At 71.3% G+C, this 17,021-nt stretch carries 13 protein-coding genes; 6 read left to right on the top strand and 7 right to left on the bottom strand.

Annotated elements, in window-relative coordinates:
• Positions 1–6: 6 nt before the first annotated feature.
• The 3 genes from ccrA to BFF78_RS09050 all read right to left on the bottom strand — a co-directional run bounded on the left by ccrA (position 7) and on the right by BFF78_RS09050 (position 4,546).
• Complete coding sequence (ccrA, locus tag BFF78_RS09060) at positions 7–1,344, bottom strand: crotonyl-CoA carboxylase/reductase (RefSeq protein WP_193433643.1); 1,338 nt, start codon at positions 1,342–1,344, stop codon at positions 7–9.
• Between the two features lie 429 nt (positions 1,345–1,773).
• A complete protein-coding gene (locus BFF78_RS09055) occupies positions 1,774–2,595 on the bottom strand; it encodes a TetR family transcriptional regulator (RefSeq protein WP_193433431.1) in 822 nt (273 codons plus the stop codon).
• A 136-nt stretch (positions 2,596–2,731) separates the two neighbouring features.
• Positions 2,732–4,546 (bottom strand): 3-hydroxyacyl-CoA dehydrogenase family protein, encoded by a 1,815-nt coding sequence (locus tag BFF78_RS09050; protein ID WP_069777822.1) that lies wholly within the window; start codon positions 4,544–4,546, stop codon positions 2,732–2,734.
• Between the two features lie 385 nt (positions 4,547–4,931).
• Here BFF78_RS09050 and BFF78_RS09045 point away from each other — a divergent pair, with 385 nt between their 5' ends.
• Entirely contained in the window at positions 4,932–5,552 is a 621-nt protein-coding gene (locus BFF78_RS09045) for an adenylosuccinate lyase (RefSeq protein ID WP_069777821.1), read from the top strand.
• 7 nt (positions 5,553–5,559) lie between these two features.
• On the opposite strand, the gene BFF78_RS09040 is transcribed toward BFF78_RS09045, so the two are convergent.
• The 4 genes from BFF78_RS09040 to BFF78_RS09025 form a co-directional block, all read right to left on the bottom strand.
• Positions 5,560–6,054, bottom strand: coding sequence for a GNAT family N-acetyltransferase (locus tag BFF78_RS09040; protein WP_193433642.1), 495 nt, complete (start codon positions 6,052–6,054; stop codon positions 5,560–5,562).
• A gap of 20 nt (positions 6,055–6,074) precedes the next feature.
• Positions 6,075–6,494: a RidA family protein gene (locus tag BFF78_RS09035; protein WP_069777819.1), complete on the bottom strand. Its 420-nt coding sequence runs from the start codon at positions 6,492–6,494 to the stop codon at positions 6,075–6,077.
• A 55-nt stretch (positions 6,495–6,549) separates the two neighbouring features.
• Entirely contained in the window at positions 6,550–8,118 is a 1,569-nt protein-coding gene (locus BFF78_RS09030; RefSeq protein WP_069777818.1) for an alpha/beta hydrolase, read from the bottom strand.
• Positions 8,119–8,271: 153 nt separating this feature from the next.
• Positions 8,272–9,336: an Rv2578c family radical SAM protein gene (locus tag BFF78_RS09025; RefSeq protein WP_069777817.1), complete on the bottom strand. Its 1,065-nt coding sequence runs from the start codon at positions 9,334–9,336 to the stop codon at positions 8,272–8,274.
• 161 nt (positions 9,337–9,497) lie between these two features.
• Between BFF78_RS09025 and BFF78_RS09020 the strand changes: the two genes are divergently transcribed.
• From BFF78_RS09020 to BFF78_RS09000, 5 genes are all read left to right on the top strand, one after another.
• Positions 9,498–9,941 (top strand): SRPBCC family protein, encoded by a 444-nt coding sequence (locus BFF78_RS09020; RefSeq protein WP_069777816.1) that lies wholly within the window; start codon positions 9,498–9,500, stop codon positions 9,939–9,941.
• Positions 9,942–10,093: 152 nt separating this feature from the next.
• Positions 10,094–12,499 carry an MFS transporter gene (locus BFF78_RS09015; protein WP_069777815.1) on the top strand — a complete coding sequence of 802 codons (2,406 nt, stop codon included), beginning with the start codon at positions 10,094–10,096 and terminating at the stop codon, positions 12,497–12,499.
• 155 nt (positions 12,500–12,654) lie between these two features.
• Positions 12,655–15,108: an ATP-binding SpoIIE family protein phosphatase gene (locus BFF78_RS09010; RefSeq protein ID WP_069777814.1), complete on the top strand. Its 2,454-nt coding sequence runs from the start codon at positions 12,655–12,657 to the stop codon at positions 15,106–15,108.
• Positions 15,109–15,250: 142 nt separating this feature from the next.
• Positions 15,251–15,970, top strand: a complete 720-nt coding sequence (locus BFF78_RS09005; protein ID WP_069777813.1) for a class I SAM-dependent methyltransferase — start codon at positions 15,251–15,253, stop codon at positions 15,968–15,970.
• A gap of 330 nt (positions 15,971–16,300) precedes the next feature.
• On the top strand, positions 16,301–16,984 hold the full coding sequence (locus BFF78_RS09000) for a TNT domain-containing protein (RefSeq protein ID WP_069777812.1): 684 nt from the start codon (positions 16,301–16,303) through the stop codon (positions 16,982–16,984).
• Positions 16,985–17,021: the final 37 nt, after the last annotated feature.

Raw genomic sequence — 17,021 nt, 5'->3', positions numbered from 1 at the left:
TGGCTCTCAGACGTTGCGGAAGCGGTTGATGGCGTCGAGGTGCTTGGCGCGCATCTCCTCGTCGCGCACACCGAGGCCTTCCTCGGGCGCGAGGCACAGCACGCCGACCTTGCCCTGGTGCAGGTTGCGGTGGACGTCGTAGGCGGCCTGGCCGGTGTCCTCGAGGGAGTAGGTCTTGGACAGGGTCGGGTGGATCTTGCCCTTGGCGATGAGGCGGTTGGCCTCCCAGGCCTCGCGGTAGTTGGCGAAGTGGGAGCCGATGATGCGCTTCAGCGACATCCACAGGTAGCGGTTGTCGTACTCGTGCATGTAGCCCGAGGTCGAGGCACAGGTGGTGATGGTGCCGCCCTTGCGGGTGACGAAGACGCTCGCGCCGAAGGTCTCGCGGCCGGGGTGCTCGAAGACGATGTCGATGTCCTCGCCGCCGGTGAGCTCGCGGATGCGCTTGCCGAAGCGCTTCCACTCCTTCGGGTCCTGGGTGTTCTCGTCCTTCCAGAACTTGTAGCCCTCGGCGTTGCGGTCGATGATCGCCTCGGCGCCCATGGAGCGGCAGATGTCGGCCTTCTGGTCGCTGGAGACGACACAGATGGGGTTGGCGCCGCCGGCGAGGGCGAACTGGGTGGCGTACGAGCCGAGTCCGCCGCTCGCGCCCCAGATGAGCACGTTGTCGCCCTGCTTCATGCCGGCGCCGTTGCGGGACACCAGCTGGCGGTAGGCGGTGGAGTTGACCAGGCCCGGGGCCGCGGCCTCCTCCCAGCTGAGGTGCCCGGGCTTCGGCATCAGCTGGTTGGACTTCACCAGCGCGATCTCGGCGAGGCCGCCGAAGTTGGTCTCGAAGCCCCAGATGCGCTGCTCGGGGTCGAGCATGGTGTCGTTGTGGCCGTCGGAGGACTCCAGCTCGACGGACAGGCAGTGGGCGACGACCTCGTCACCGGGCTTCCAGGCGTTGACGCCCGGTCCGGTGCGCAGGACGACGCCCGCGAGGTCGGAGCCGATGATGTGGTACGGCAGGTCGTGCCGCTTGGTCAGCTCGCTGAGCTTGCCGTAGCGCTCCAGGAAGCCGAAGGTCGGCAGCGGCTCGAAGATCGAGGTCCACACCGAGTTGTAGTTGACCGAGGAGGCCATGACGGCCACCAGGGCCTCGCCCGGGCCCAGCTCGGGCACGGGAACGTCGTCCAGGTGGATCGACTTGCGCGGGTCCTTGTCGCGGGTCTGAAGGCCCGCGAACATCTCCGTCTCGTCCTTGTGCACGGTGATCGCGCGGTACGACTCGGGGAGCGGCAGGGCGGCGAAGTCGGCGGACGTGGCGTCCTTCGACTGGATCGCGTCCAGGATGTCCTTCACGGTCACGGTATTGCCTCCGGCGGTGAGCGCCCTGAGGGAGGGGCGCTGGGGGATCGTCGGTGCTGCGTTGAGTGCTGCTGAGGGTTTTGAGGTGTGCCGTCGGTTCGGCTCGGTGGTGCTTCGGCAGCGCTTTGTGGCGCGGGAGGTTGCCTGTGACGCAGGCGTCCGGGCGCGGGGGCCATGGCCCTTGGGGACAGCCGGCGAGCGAATGGTCTCTGCTCGCCGGCCGCCCGGACACCTTCAACGTATGACACCGCGTGTCAGGTGGCAAGGCACTGAGTGCCAAGGATTTGGCTCAGGTGAAATCTTTACGTAACAAATGAGCGATGATCGATCGAACGGCGCTTGAAATCTGCTCGAAAACGGGCCCTGACATGGCAAAACGGCCACCCGGTCGGGTGGCCGTCGTCACACAGCGGGGGAAGCGGCTCAGCGCTCCTTGAGTGCTTCCTCGATGGTCCGCATGACCTCGTCGAGCGGGGCGTCGGTACGGGCGACCGTGACCAGCACCTCGCCGTGCGCGGAGGCCGTCGCGGGAGCCGCGGTGGCGGCCGGCCGGGATGCCGAGGTGCGCCCGGCGCCGATACCGGTGCCGAAGGTCTTCCGCACGATCGCGAAGGCGTGGTCGAGCTGCGCCTCCACGTCGCCCTGGCCGCCCGCCCGCAGCCAGCGCCGCAGGACGTGGTTGTGGGCGGTGACGACCGCGGAGGCGGCCACCTCGGCCAGCAGCGGGTCGTCGTTGGCGTCGTCGGCGTGCGCGTGCTCGTCGAAGTGCCCGAGGAGATAACGGGTGAACAGGCGCTCGTAGCGGGCCACCGAGGCGATCTCGGCCTCCCGCAGGGTGGGCACCTCGCGGGTGAGCTTGTAGCGGGCGACCGAGATCTCCGGAGCGGCCGCGTACATCCTCATGACTTCCTTGATGCCCCGGCACACGGTGTCGAGCGGGTGCTCGTGCGCGGGGGCGGCGTTGAGCACCGCCTCGGCGCGGATCAATGTGTCGTCGTGGTCCGGGAAGATCGCCTCTTCTTTGGAGCGGAAGTGGCGGAAGAAGGTGCGGCGGGCGACTCCGGCGGCGGCCGCGATCTCGTCGACGGTGGTCGCCTCGTACCCCTTGGTCGCGAACAGCTCCATGGCTGCGGCCGCCAGTTCCCGGCGCATCTTGAGCCGCTGGGCGGCGGCGCGACTGCCTGCGGCACTTTCCGGCGCGTCGGGCGTAGCTGGTGTACGTGAGGACTTGGCGGGCTGGGACATGACCCGAACGTACTGCATGTGTGCAGTTCGGTGCGCGGGTGAGGGGTTTCCCCCGCCCCAGTGGGGCGGGGGAACGTCCGCGGGGTCGAGCAGTCCGCCCCAGTCCGTCTCCGTGTAGGACCAGTCGCCGGCGCCGTCAGCGGCGGGCATACTCGCGGAAGCCACGGCCGGTCTTGCGGCCGAGGCAGCCCGCGGCCACCAGGTGCTCCAGCAGCGGGGCCGGGGCCAGGCCCGGGTCGCGGAACTCGCGGTGCAGGACCTTCTCGATCGCGAGCGAGACATCGAGCCCGACGACGTCCAGGAGCTCGAACGGGCCCATCGGGTAGCCGCCGCCCAGCTTCATCGCCGCGTCGATGTCGTCAAGAGACGCATAGTGTTCCTGCACCATCTTGATCGCGTTGTTCAGGTACGGGAAGAGCAGGGCGTTCACGATGAAGCCCGCACGGTCGCCGCAGTCGACCGCGTGCTTCTTGATCCTCACGCAGACCTCGCGCACCGTCGCGTGGACGTCGTCGGCCGTCAGCACCGTACGGACGACCTCGACCAGCTTCATCGCCGGCGCCGGGTTGAAGAAGTGCATGCCGATGACGTCCTGCGGACGCGAGGTGGCGCGGGCGCAGGCGACGACGGGCAGCGAGGAGGTGGTGGTGGCGAGGACCGCGCCGGGCTTGCAGACCTTGTCCAGCGTGGCGAACAGCTGCCGCTTGATCTCCAGGTCCTCGGCGATCGCCTCCACGGCCAGGTCGACGTCGGCGAAGGCGTCGTAGGACCCGGCCGGAGCGACCCGGTCCAGGATCTGCGCGGCGGCCTCGGCGGTCAGCCGGCCCTTGTCCACGGAGCGCGCCAGGGACTTGCCGATCCGGGCCTTGGCGGCCTGGGCCTTCTCCTCGCTGCGGGCGGCCAGGACGACGTCGTAACCCGCCTTGGCGAAGACCTCGGCGATGCCGGAGGCCATGGTGCCGGAGCCGGCGACGCCCACCGAGCGGACGGTGCGGCCCGTGTCCTCGGTGGCCCCGGCGGCCGGGGTCAGCGCGTCCGGCACGACCGTGGCGCTGCCCGGTGCCTCGTAGGTGTAGAAGCCGCGCCCGGACTTGCGGCCGGTCAGGCCCGCCTCGCTGAGCTGCTTCAGGATCGGGGCCGGGGCGTGCAGCCGGTCGCGGGACTCGGCGTACATGGCCTCCAGGACCGTACGCGCGGTGTCGACGCCGATCAGGTCCAGCAGCGCGAGCGGGCCCATCGGCAGACCGCAGCCGAGCCGCATCGCCGCGTCGATGTCCTCGCGGGAGGCGTACCGCGCCTCGTACATGGCGGCGGCCTGGTTGAGGTAGCCGAAGAGCAGGCCGTCGGCGACGAAACCGGGGCGGTCGCCGACAGCGACCGGCTCCTTGCCCAGCTCGATCGCGAGATCCGTGACCGCGGCGACGGCCTGCGGCGCGGTCAGCACGCAGGAGACCACCTCGACCAGCTTCATCGCCGGGGCCGGGTTGAAGAAGTGCAGGCCGAGCACGCGCTCGGGGCGGGCGGAGTCGGCGGCGAGCCGGGTGACGGACAGGGCGTTGGTGCCGGTCGCGAGGATCGTCTCCGGGCGGACGATGCCGTCCAGCTCGCGGAAGATCTGCTGCTTGATCTCGTACGACTCCGGGACCACCTCGATGACGAGGTCGGCGTCGGCCGCCGCCGAGAGGTCGGTGCCGGTGCGGACCCGGGCGAGGGCGTCGGCGCGCTCCTGCTCGGTGAGCCGGCCGCGCTCCACACAGCGGGCGGTGGAGGCCTCCAGGGCGGCCAGGGACTTTGCGGCCTGGGCCTCGCTGACGTCGATGCCGATCACCTCGCGGCCGGCCTTCACGAGGACCTCGGTGATGCCGGTGCCCATGGTGCCGAGGCCGATGACGGCGATCGTCTTGAGCGGGGACGGAGAGGTGCCGGACTGGGGGGACAGGGGAGTGGCCATCGCGGGACTCCAGGAATGAGGGTGACGACGAGGAGCGCGCCGGGTGCGCCGAGGGGCGCACCGCGGAGCGGAAAGGAGTGCGGGTGTTGCCGGGCTGCGAGCGCACACGCCCGGTGCTGCCGGTGCCACGGGCGCGCACACGCCCGCGAACGGCAGGGAATCCGACCGGCCCTGTCCCGGAGCCGGGTCGTACAGCGGTACACGTCGTACCGAACCGACCACGCTCACGACGGCTGCGTCACCAAACCGTCGCCAGCGGAAAACGCGAGTGGGTAACTCGCTCGTCTGAGCTTAACCGGCGAGTAACGAGCGCGCCAGCCCTGAGTCGGACCGGACTTTGTGATGTAGCTCCCTCAAGTCCCGGCACCGCCCTACGCTGGACGTCGTGGACGAAGAGTTGCGATCGCTCACGGAGCGCTTACGGCAGGAGTCGCGTGGCTCGGCCGCCTTCGACCGGCTGCTGGCGACCGAGGACCACGACGAACTCGCGGAGGTGCTCACCGCGCCCGGACAGCCGCTGTGGGCCAGGGAACTGGCCGCGTTCCGGCTCGGCCTCGCCGGCGACCGGCGTGCCTTCGAGTCCCTGGTGCTCCTCCTCAACCACCGCGACCCACCGCGCTGCGCCTCCGCCGCCCATGCCCTCGCCCGCCTGGGCGACCCCCGCACGGCCCGCGCGGCGGCGGCCCTCGCCACCAACGAACTCCGCGTCGCCTACGCCCTGCACCCCGTACGGCTCCTGACCGACCTGCGCGCCCCCGAGTCCGTGCCCGCGCTGATCACCACCCTGGAGCGGCGGCTCCGCCCGCACGACCCCCACCGCAGGGTCGCCCTCGCCTGCGTGGAGGGCCTCGGCACCCTCGGCGACCCCCGCGCCCGCCGCGTCCTGAAGGAGGCCCTCGCCCACCCGTCCCTCGCGGAGGCGGCGGTACGGGCGCTGGCGCGGATCCCCCAGCAGCAGGACGAGCGGAAGGACGAGCGCAAGGACCAGCAAAAGGAAGTGACCTGAGGGCCAGTCAGCCCGGCAACTGCCTGACGTACCGCACCTCGGGCACGGGCACACCTTCCGCCTCACAGGGCTCCTCGGTGCCGTCCGGCCGGAAACCGGCGCGTTCGTAGAAGCGGCGGGCGGGGGCGTTGTCCCTCAGCACCCACAGGAACATGCGCGGATACGTGGCACACCGCTCGACCGACACGTTCAGCAGCGCACGCCCGACCCCGCTGCCCAGACACGCGGGATCGACATAGAGCGCGTACAACTCGGCGTCGGCGGCGGGTGTGCCGCCGTCCCGGTGCGGCCCGTGTGCCGCCCAGCCGAGGATCTCGCCCTCCGACTCGGCGACCAGATTCACCACCGAGCCGTCCCCCTGGGCGAACCAGGCGCGTCGCCGCTCGGCGTCCTTCGCCACGCTCAGCCCGTCGAGGTAGGACTTCGGCATCAGCCCCCGATAGGCGTGTTGCCAGCCGCGTATGCGGATCTCCGAGACACGGTCGCAGTCGGCGAGGGCCATCTCCCGGATGACCAGGGAGGTCACTCGGCCACCACCGCCAGTGCCTCGATCTCCATCAGGAACTCCGGTGCCACCAGCCCGGCGACTCGCACGGCGGAGGATGCCGGGAGGCGGTCGTCGGGTATGTGGGCGGCTCGGGCCGCGCGGATCGCCGGGAGGTGGGCGGTGTCGGTGACGAAGTACGTCAGTTTCACCACGTGTTCGAAGCCGGCGCCGGCCGCGGCCAGGCAGCGCTTGAGGTTCTCGAAGACCTGGCGGGCCTGGGCCGCGGGGTCGCCCTCGCCCACCAGCCTGCCCTGCTCGTCCAGGGCGAGCTGGCCGGAGACGGCGACGAAGCGGCCGGTCGCCGAGACGACGTGGCTGTACTGGGTGGCGGGGGCCACGCCGTCGGGGGCAGGGATCCGGGTCGGTTCGGTCGGAGCTCCACGGTGATCACTCATGACTCCATGGTGGACCAGCCCACTGACAACGCCCCCGACGGGCGACGGGGACTGCTCAGCGCCGGAAGCCCAGCAGCGCGTGCAGGGCCGAGGCCCGCGACGACGTCACCGCCGCCTTGGCCGTCAGCGGCTTCGGATCCGGTGCCTTCTTGCAGACCGCGTCGGCGACGCCCGCGCCCGTACCCCGCGGGACCCTGCCGTCCGTCAGATACGCGGCCAGGTACGTGTCCAGGCAGGAGTTGCCGCTCAGCGTGACGCCGTGGTTGCCGCCGCCCTCCTCGATCACCAGGCTGGAGCGGGCGAGCAGCCGGTGGACCGTGACACCCCCGGGGTACGGCGTGGCCGCGTCGTTTGTCGCCTGGAAGAGCAGCACCGGCGGCAGCTTGCCGTTGGCGACGTTCACCGGCCGGCGTTTCGGGGTCGGCCAGAACGCACACGGCGCGTTGTACCAGGTGTTGTTCCAGGCCATGAAGGGCGCCTTGCCGTACACCTTCCAGGTGTCCGTGCGCCACCGGTTCCAACTGCCGGGCCAGGAGGTGTCACGGCACTGCACCGCCGTGTAGACGCTGTAGCCGTTGTCGCCCGAGCCGTCCACGGCGCCGAGCTTCTCGTAAGCCTCCACCAGCGGCTCGGTGTTCTTGCCGCGCACATACGCCGCGAACGCCTCGGCGAGAGAGGGCCAGTAGCCGTCGTAGTAGCCGCCCGGGATGAAGGTGTCCTCCAGCTCGGAGGCGCCCACCTTGCCCCCGGCCGGCTTCTTCGCCAGCGCCGCCCGCATCGCGTACCACTCGGCCTCGATCTTCGCGGGGTCCCTGCCGAGGTGGTACGAGGAGTCGTACCGCGCGATCCACGCCATCAGCGCGCGTTGGCGTTCGTCGAAGGCGTACTCCTGGCCCAGGTTGTCCGGGTACCAGACGCCGGTCGGGTCGACGATCGAGTCCAGCACCAGACGCCGGATCCGCTGCGGGTACAGCTTCGCGTAGACCGCGCCGAGGTAGGTGCCGTAGGAGTAGCCGAGGTAACTGATGCCCGGCGCGCCGAGGGCCGCGCGGACGGCGTCCATGTCCTTCACGGCGTTGACCGTGTCCATATAGGGCAGCACGTCGGCGTACCTGCGGCCGCAGGCGGTGGCGAAGGCCCTCGCGCGCGCGAGGTTGGCCCGCTCCAGCGCGGCCGTGGCGGGCACGCTGTCCGGGCGCACCGACGCGAAATGGCCGGGCGAGCAGACCAGGGCCGGGCTGCTCCGGCCGACCCCGCGCGGGTCGAAGCCGATCACGTCGTACTGTGCGGCAACGCTCTTGGGCAGGGCCGAGGCGACGAGTCCGGCGAGCATCAGGCCGCCGGCGCCGGGCCCGCCCGGGTTGACCAGCAGGGGGCCCTGGGAGGTCTTCGCGGTGTGCGGGACGCGGGAGAGCGCGAGCGTGATCTGCCGGCCCGACGGGTCGGCGTGGTCCAGCGGCACCTTCAGGGCGGCGCACTGGAGCGTCGGGTAGGTGGTCGTGCCGCACTTCTTCCAGGCGAGCCGGGGGGTGGGGGCGGCCGGGGCCGCCTGCGCGGGCGGGGCAGTGACCGAGCCGGCCACCACGGCGGCGGCTGCGCACAGCGCGGCTGCGCGTGTTCTCATGCGTCCTCCCGGGACGGAGGTGTCGGCGGACCGCGAGGGTCGTATCTCTCGCGGCATCGTCCCGGAATCGGCGCTCTGAAGAACGCGTTATAGGCATAGTTGACCCGTTTGGGTTGCCCGAAGCCCTCGAACGCCCTCACCCGTGGGCGGGCCTCACAGGAGCGTGAGCTGGGTCGGTTCGGACACGCTGGAAGGTTCCGCCGGGCGGATCCGGCGGGCCAGGCCCGGACGGGTGGGCCCGATGCCGTACTCCTGCGCCAGCTCGTGCACCTGACGGGTGATCCGGCGCTGGTACCACTTGGGTGCGTAGGCGCCCTCCGCGTACAGCCGCTCGTAGCGCCGCACCAGGTGCGGATGGTGCTGTGCGAGCCAGGCCATGAACCACTCCCGCGCGCCGGGCCGCAGATGCAGCACCAAGGGGGTGACCGAGCTGGCCCCGGCCGCCGCGATCGCCCGTACCGTGGCCCGCAGCCGGTCCGGATGGTCGCTCAGGAACGGGATGACCGGCGCCATCAGCACCCCGCAGCCGATGCCGTGCTCGCCCAGGGTGCGTACGACGTCCAGGCGGCGCTCGGGCGCGGGCGTGCCCGGCTCCACCGTGCGCCACAGTTCGGTGTCGAGGAAGCCGACGGAGACCGAGATGCCGATGTCCGTCACCTCGGCCGCGCGGACCAGCAGGTCCAGGTCGCGCAGGATCAGCGTGCCCTTGGTGAGGATCGAGAACGGGTTCGCGTGCTCGGTGAGGGCGGAGATGATGCCCGGCATCAGCCCGTAGCGGCCCTCGGCGCGCTGGTAGCAGTCGACGTTGGTGCCCATCGCCACGTGGTCGCCCTGCCAGCGGCGGGAGGCCAGCTGGCGGCGCAGCACCTCGGGCGCGTTCACCTTGACCACGATCTGGGTGTCGAAGCCGATGCCGGTGTCGAGGTCCAGATAGCCGTGCGTCTTGCGGGCGAAGCAGTACACGCACGCATGCGTGCAGCCCCGGTAGGGGTTGACGGTCCACTCGAACGGCATGCGTGAGGCGCCCGGCACCCGGTTCAGCACCGAGCGGGCCCGGACCTCGTGGAAGGTGATGCCGCGGAACTCGGGCGTGTCGAAGGTGCGCGTGGTCACGGCGTCCGCGCCGAACAACGCGGCCTCGGCGGCCCGTCCGTGCTCGGCCGCGTCCCCGGATCGGGCGGACGCTCCGGACTCCACGGTGAGGTTCTCCCAGCGCATGACGCCTCCTCGGTAGCACTGCGGCACACAATAGAACATCTGTTCCCATGATCGTGCGGCCCCTGGTGAGGGACCCCGATGGCGACCCCCGATTTGGGTGGCCGGGCACCGGGGTGGTTGGCTTTCCCCAACCCCGAGAAATCAGGTCCTGGAGGAACGCAATGGCGCAGGTCGAGGCCACTACGGAGCGGGTCGTCGCGGCGGACGCGGAGAAGGTGTTCGACGCCCTCGCCGACTACCGCGGCACGCGGCAGAAGCTGCTGCCCGAGCACTTCAGCGAGTACGAGGTCCGTGAGGGCGGCGACGGCGAGGGCACCCTCGTCCACTGGAAGCTCCAGGCCACCAGCAAGCGGGTGCGCGACTGCCTGCTGGAGGTCAGCGAGCCCACCGACGGCGAGCTGGTCGAGAAGGACCGCAACTCCTCCATGGTCACCACCTGGCGTGTCACCCCCGCCGGCGAGGGGTCGTCCCGGGTCGTCGTCACCACCACCTGGCAGGGTGCCGGCGGCATCGGCGGCTTCTTCGAGAAGACCTTCGCGCCCAAGGGTCTCGGCCGGATCTACGACGCCCTGCTCGACAAGCTCGCCGCCGAGGTCGAGAAGTAGGCCCAAAAGCCCGCCGGTGAGGGGGTGTTGTACCCCTTCACCGGTTCGAGTGGATCTCCCTCTTGCCCGGAACGATTCCGTAACTCGCCGCAGTTGCTCACAGTTGACGCTTTACGCGGGAAATGTGACAGGTGCGACGAGGGGAGCGGAACGTGGGAGGGACGACTCTGGTGAATCACGAGCCGGTCGCGGCACCGGCGGCGGGGGAAGAGACCGCCGCAGCACCGCCTGCGCCCGCACCGGCCGCCGAACTCGGCGCGCGCCGCGTGCGCTTGGTGTTCCTCGGGCTGATGCTCGCCCTGCTGCTCGCGGCGCTCGACCAGATGATCGTCGCGACCGCGCTGCCGAAGATCGTCGGCGAACTGCACGGCCTGGACCGGATGTCCTGGGCGATCACCGCCTACCTGCTCACCTCCACCATCGGCCTGCCCCTGTACGGCAAGCTCGGCGACCTCGTCGGCCGCAAGGGCGTCTTCCAGTTCGCCATCGCCGTCTTCGTCCTCGGCTCCGCGCTCGCCGGCCGCGCACGGTCCATGGACCAGCTGATCGCCTTCCGCGCGCTCCAGGGCGTCGGCGCGGGCGGGCTCATGATCGGTGTGCAGGCGATCATCGCCGACATCGTGCCGCCCCGGCAGCGCGGCCGCTACATGGGCCTGATCGGCGCCGCCTTCGGCCTCGCCTCCGTCGCCGGGCCGCTGCTCGGCGGCTACTTCACCGACCACCTCTCCTGGCGCTGGTGCTTCTACCTCAACGTCCCCCTCGGACTGGTCACCCTCGCCGTCGTCACCCTCGTCCTGAAACTCCCCAAGCCGCGCACCCGCGGCCGCCTCGACGTCCTCGGCGCGCTGCTGCTCGCCGCCGCCTCCACCTGCCTGGTGCTGCTGACCAGTTGGGGCGGCACCCAGTACGCCTGGGGCTCCCGGCAGATCATCGGCCTCGGCGCCGGCGCGCTCGCCGCGGTCGTCCTCTTCCTCGTCGCCGAGCGCTTCGCCGCCGAACCCCTCATCCCGCTGAGGCTGTTCCGCGACTCCGTCTTCAACGTCAGCGGCCTGGTGGGCCTCGTGATCGGCGTCGCCCTGTTCGGCGCAGCCAGCTATCTGCCGACCTTCCTGCAGATGGTCGACGGGGCCAGCGCCACCGAGTCCGGGCTGCTGATGCTGCCCATGATGGCCGGGATCGTCGGCGCCTCCGTCATCGGCGGCCAGCTCATCAGCAACACCGGCCGCTACAAGATCTTCCCAGTCCTCGGCGGCGCCGTCTCCGCCGCCGGCATGTGGCTGCTGTCCCGGCTCGAAGTCGGCACGCCCCGGCTGCACTACAGCATCTGGATGGCCGTCCTCGGCGCCGGTATCGGCATGGTGATGCCCGTCCTCGTCCTCGCCGTGCAGAACTCCGTACGGCCCGCCGACCTCGGGACCGCCACCAGTGCCAACAACTACTTCCGGCAGATCGGCGGCAGCGTGGGCGCCGCGGTCTTCGGCACCCTGTTCGCCGATCGGCTCACCGATGCCCTGCGCAGGGAACTGCCGCCGCGCGCCGGGGCCCGGCTGCCCGACCCCGAGTCCCTCACCCCGCAGCTCGTCCACGCGCTGCCCCCGGCGCTGCGCGACGCCTACATCCGCGCCTACGCCGACGCGATGCCCCGGATCTTCCTCTACCTCGTGCCGGTGCTGGTCCTCGGCCTGCTCATCGCCTTCTTCCTCAAGGAGAAACCCCTGGTGTCCCACCACACCGCCGAAACAGAGCCCGAGTACGAGACCGTCAACGCCCCCATTCCGCAGGCGCGTTCGCCGTACGCCGCCGGAATCCCCGTCTGCGGCACGGTCCAGCACCCCGACGGCACCGTGGTGCCCCGCGCCGCGCTCACCCTCATCGACATCGCCGGACAGCAGATCGGCCGCGGCGCGAGCGGCGAGGACGGGCGGTACGCGCTCAGCACGCCCGGCTCGGGGGCGTACGTGCTGATCGCCGCCGCCGGCGGCCACCAGCCGCAGGCCGTCTCCGTCACCGTCGGCGAACGGCCCGTCGAGCTCGATGTCGTCCTCGGCGGCGCCGGACGCCTCGCCGGCGGCGTGCTCACCGCCGACGGCACCCCCGTGCGCGACGCCACCGTCACCCTCACCAATGTGCACGGCGAGGTCGTCGCCACCACCCGCAGCGGGCGGGAGGGCGGCTACGTCATCACCGAACTGGTCGCCGGCGAGTACACCCTCGCCGCCAGCGCCCCCGCCTTCCGGCCCGCCGCCCTCCCGGTCACCGTGCAGGCCGCCCGGGAGACCCGGCAGGACGTCGAACTCGCGGGCGGCGCCGTGCTCAGGGGCACCGTCCGGGCGAGCGGCGGACGGCCCGTGGAGGACGCGCGCGTGACGCTCCTCGACGCCGCGGGCAACGTCGTCGACACCCTCACCACCGGAACGGACGGAATGTTCCGGTTCGTCGACCTCTCCTCGGGCGAGTACACCGTCATCGCCGCCGGTTACCCGCCGGTCGCCACCGTGCTCCAGGTCGCGGGCGGCGGCCGTACCGAGCGGGACCTGCAACTGGGGCACGAGGACTGAGCTGCGGCGCCCGCAGGGGCGCTGAGCTGCGCGCCGGTGCGATCATGTGAAACAAATTCCAGGATTGCCACACATCGCGACCGGCCGTCGCCGTACCGTAGTGACGGGCGGCACAGATCGTTTGCGTACAGCCGTGGGGAGAGAGGGCCGGGGCCATGGACCGTGGCAGCGAGCGGGACACACCTCCCGGGCGCGGCGCCGGAGACCCGGCGGCGGGCCGGATTCCGCTGGCCGTGGTCGTCGTCGACCGCGAGGGCCTGGTGTCCCACTGGAGCAGTGGCGCGCGCCGCCTGTTCGGAGCGAGCAGGGAAGAAGCCGTCGGGCATGCCGCGGCCGATCTGCTGCCCGTCTCGGGCGCCCTCCCGGAGGACCCGCACGGCGATCCGATGCCGGACGCCTACGAGGAGTACGACGGACTCGGCCCCGACCTGGAGACCTCGCTCGGCGGGCACACCGCCTACGCCACCGCGGGCCGCGCCCGCCTCTTCCCGCACGCACCGGCCCCCGGCGGCGAGCGGCTCGACGTACTGTGGTGGGCCTACCCGCTGGTCGGCCCGGGGCCGTCCCGGCTGCTCGTGCTCGCCGCCGACGCCACCCGGCTGCGCGACGAACGCGGCTACGACGACGAGACCGCCGAACGCATCTCGCCCGGCTTCGCCCGCCACACCGAACTGCCCGCCTCCGAGGAACTCGCACGGCGGCTGCCCGAGATCCTGCCCAACATGGGCCCGGGGCTGAGCGGCCGTATCGTCTCCCAGGTGCTCGAACTGGGCTATCCGGTCCTGGAGTTCAGCCAGTTCGACCGGGTGCCCGTCACCCCCTACTGGGGCGTGCCCCGTCGCGCCGGGCGCCCACGTACCGAGGCCGTCGTACCGCAACCGCGGCCGGTGGCCGTCGTGGTCCCGGAGGGCGCCGAGCAGGACCTGGAGTACGCCGCCGCGCGCGAGCGGCTGGAATTCCTCAACGAGGTCAGCTCCGCCATCGGCTCCTCCCTCGACCTCGGCGAGACGATCCGCGAGGTCACCAGCGCGGCCGTGCCCCGGTTCGCGGACTTCGCCGGCACCCATCTGCGCGCCGCCGTCCTCGCCGGCGAAGGCTTCCCGGACGGCCCGCCGGACGAGCAGACCGTGATGTTCCGCGTCTGGGTCGAGCACAACGACGAACCGGGCCGCTGGGACGACACCGTGCCCGTCGGCGAGGCCTTCGCCTTCCCCCGGCACACCCCGTTCTACAAGTGCATGAGCACCGGCGAACCGGTCCTGATCCCGAGGGTCACCGAGGACCTGGCCAACCGCATCGCCGGCGAGTTCGAGAAGCGCGATCTGAGGCCGCTGATCGGCGGGCGTTCCCTGCTGATCGTGCCGCTCAAGGCCCGTAACGTCGTCCTCGGTTTCATGGTGCTGATGCGCCGCCCGGACCGGCAGGCCTTCGACGACATGGACCGCACCACCGGTGCCGAACTCGCCGCTCGCGCGGGCCTCGTGCTCGACAACGCCCGCATGTACGCCTACCAGGAGAACGTCGCCGACACTCTCCAGGACAGCATGCTCCCGCAGGTCACCCCGCGGATGGCCGGATGCGACATCGCCACCCGCTATCTGCCCGGCACCCGGCTCGGCCGGATCGGCGGCGACTGGTTCGACAGCATCAAACTGCCCGGCTCGCGCACCGCCCTCGTGGTCGGTGACGTCATGGGCCACGGCCTCAACTCGGCGGCCATGATGGGCCAGTTGCGGACCGCCGTGCAGACCATGGCCACCATGGAGACCCCGCCCGCCCAACTCCTGCGCAACCTCGACGACCTGGCCCGCCGGCTCGGCGACACCTACCTCGCCACCTGCCTGTACGCCGTCTACGACCCGATCCGCGGCGAGCTCCATCTCGCCAACGCCGGCCACATCCCGCCCGTCCTGGTCCGCGCCGCGGACGGCAGCAGCGAGCTCCTCGACCTGCCCACCGGAGCGCCCATCGGCGTGGGCGGTGTCCCCTTCGAGGCCACCCGGATCAGGGTCTTTCCCGGCGACCGGCTGGTGCTGTGCACCGACGGACTGGTCGAGGTGCGCGGCTCCGACATCGGCGAGGGCCTCGCCGCGCTCTGCGAGTCCGCCGCGCATCCGGCCGCCTCCATGGACGACGCCTGCGACACCATCATCCGCGCCCTGAACACACGGGGTGGCCGCAAGGACGATGTCGCCCTGCTGATGGCCCGCCTCAACGGCATCCCCGACGATCACGTGGCCGAATGGCGGCTCGACGCCGACCCGCGCGAGGTCGCCCGGGCCCGCGGCCTGGTCCGTGGACAACTCCTGCGGTGGGGGCTCCCGCAGGCCGCGGAGACCGCCGAGCTGCTGGTCAGCGAGGTCGTCACCAACGCCGTACGGCACGCGGTGAGCGAGCCGGTCGGACTGCGTGTGGTCCGCACCGACGCGTTGCTGTTCGAGGTCACCGACGACGAACCCGCCCTGCCCGCCATGCTCGGCGCGAGTCCTTACGACGAGTCGGGCCGCGGCCTGCGCGTGGTCAGCCGGCTGGCCCGGGAATGGGGCGCCAGCGCCACCGGGCACCGCAAGACCGTCTGGTTCGAACAGGCTCTCGCCGGACGGAGATGACGAGCGGGGGCGTGCGGACTTCCGGCGCGCGCCCCTGGGTTTTCCGGGGTCCGTACATCCAGTGAAGGTGGCCCCCGGCCCTTGCCTCGCCCCAGTCCCTCGCGATATCCCGATCACGGAACCGAACCGTGGGGAGATCGTAATGAACGTCTCGGACAACTACCGTAATGCCTGGGAGAGTTACTGGAGCGAGACCTCCGACGACACGGGCGAGGCGATCTGGGACGCCGATCCCGCCCTGACCGCCGAACCGCACAGCGCCCTGCTGCTGCCCCATGCGGACCCGGCGCGCACCATCGTCGACCTCGGCTGCGGCAACGGCACCCAGACCCGCTTCCTCGCGACCCGGTTCGCGCGCGCGGTCGGCGTCGACCTCTCGCACGCCGCCGTCGAGCACGCCCGGCGCGCCACGCGGGACGACGCCGTGGAGTTCCAGCAGCTCGACCTCACCGACGGCGACGCCGTACGCGCCCTGCACGAGCGGCTCGGCGATGCCAACGTCTATATGCGGGCCGTCATCCACCAGAGCGAACCCGAGGCGCGGCCCGCGGTCGCCGCCGCCGTCGCCGGGATCATCGGCACCGAGGGCCGGGCGTTCGTCGTCGAACTCACCTCCGGCTCCCGGGAGGTGCTCAAGCGCGCCGCGACCCAGGAGGGCGGCCCCGGGCCCAAGCTCCAGCGCGTCTTCCACCACGGGCTCAAGCCCGCCGACGCCGACGACGGGGAGATCCCGCGCCTGCTCGGCGAGGCCGGTCTGAAAATCCTCGCCGACGGCGAGACGGCCCTGCCACAGACCGAGCACCTGACCGACGGCACCCGCATCGACCTCCCGGCCCACTGGTTCGTCCTGGCCGGCGCGTAGGCCCCACGACCGGGGAAACGGGCAGGCCCCGGCCGCTCCTTTCGGGAGCGGCCGGGGCCTGCGGCGCTTGCGGTGCGGGTCTGACGGGGCAGCGGCACAAGAAGTCCGGGCGACCGGGAGTCCCTCGTGACCGGATCCCGCCTGAGGCCTTCGGCCGTCCGAGGAGTTGTGCTCATCGGATTGAGTGACTATCTGTGACGCCTTCGCCCCTCGTGCATATGCCACGCCTGAAATGAGCGCTGTAACCGATGAGACGGGCAGGCGGTCGACGAACCGGCTGCCCGCCGCTCACGCGGCGCCCGGTTGGCGTCAAAAGAGAAGGGACACCGAATGCGCGTACCGCGCGCCTTCGTGGGGAGCGCCCTCGCCTCGCTCCTCCTGCTGGTCGGCACCTCCCCGGCCACGGCCCACGCCGGCCACCCCCGTGCGGGGAACACGACTCTTTGCCCGACCACGCACCGCACCCGCGTGCCCGGGTTCGAACCGCCGAAGCAGTACACGCCCTACTTCCGCGACGACTGGCGGCTGGGACCCAAGTTCCTGCCCCGAACAGGGCCTCTCGGCAAGATGCTGAAGGGCTATCAGCACACGGACCACACCTCCGCCAACCGGTTCCTCGCGTGCTACTGGCAGACCGACCCCGCGACGCAGAGGCCGGGCTGGTGGTTCCCTGACCACGACGGCTTCGTGCTGAAGAACGGCAAGCCGGTCGAGCACCCTGTGACGCTCCGCAAGGGCCAGCTGGTCGACCTCTTCGGCAGCGGTTTCGGCAACTTCCTGGCCCCCGCGGGCACGCCCTACGCCAAGCGCGCGATCCCGCCGAGCAATCTCGACCAGTATGTCGTGAACTGTCCGTTCAGTTACCACCTGTACCGGGTCCTCCAGCCGTTCACCGTCGAGGCCGGCCCGATCCGTCCCTGGTTCGGCCAGCCCGGCCTGGGACTCCAGTACATGACGCTCGAGAAGATTCCCCAGCTCGCCATGGAACACAAGCTGGAGGAAATTCCCACCTGACGAAACGACGCCCGGGGTGGCCTCGGACCTACCCGTC

It is taken from the genome of Streptomyces fodineus, assembly GCF_001735805.1.
GTDB classification, from domain to species: domain Bacteria; phylum Actinomycetota; class Actinomycetes; order Streptomycetales; family Streptomycetaceae; genus Streptomyces; species Streptomyces fodineus.
Note: the sequence above shows the minus strand (reverse complement) of the source record. Positions and strands in the feature narration are given on the sequence as shown.

Bases quoted from the DNA above. Each gene is read 5' to 3' on its own strand.
- BFF78_RS09055 (WP_193433431.1), bottom strand. From the start codon at position 2,595: ATGTCCCAGCCCGCCAAGTCCTCACGTACACCAGCTACGCCCGACGCG.
- BFF78_RS09050 (WP_069777822.1), bottom strand. From the start codon at position 4,546: ATGGCCACTCCCCTGTCCCCCCAGTCCGGCACCTCTCCGTCCCCGCTC.
- BFF78_RS09040 (WP_193433642.1), bottom strand. From the start codon at position 6,054: ATGGCCCTCGCCGACTGCGACCGTGTCTCGGAGATCCGCATACGCGGC.
- BFF78_RS09035 (WP_069777819.1), bottom strand. From the start codon at position 6,494: ATGAGTGATCACCGTGGAGCTCCGACCGAACCGACCCGGATCCCTGCC.
- BFF78_RS09030 (WP_069777818.1), bottom strand. From the start codon at position 8,118: ATGAGAACACGCGCAGCCGCGCTGTGCGCAGCCGCCGCCGTGGTGGCC.
- BFF78_RS09025 (WP_069777817.1), bottom strand. From the start codon at position 9,336: ATGCGCTGGGAGAACCTCACCGTGGAGTCCGGAGCGTCCGCCCGATCC.
- BFF78_RS09020 (WP_069777816.1), top strand. From the start codon at position 9,498: ATGGCGCAGGTCGAGGCCACTACGGAGCGGGTCGTCGCGGCGGACGCG.
- BFF78_RS09010 (WP_069777814.1), top strand. From the start codon at position 12,655: ATGGACCGTGGCAGCGAGCGGGACACACCTCCCGGGCGCGGCGCCGGA.
- BFF78_RS09005 (WP_069777813.1), top strand. From the start codon at position 15,251: ATGAACGTCTCGGACAACTACCGTAATGCCTGGGAGAGTTACTGGAGC.
- BFF78_RS09000 (WP_069777812.1), top strand. From the start codon at position 16,301: ATGCGCGTACCGCGCGCCTTCGTGGGGAGCGCCCTCGCCTCGCTCCTC.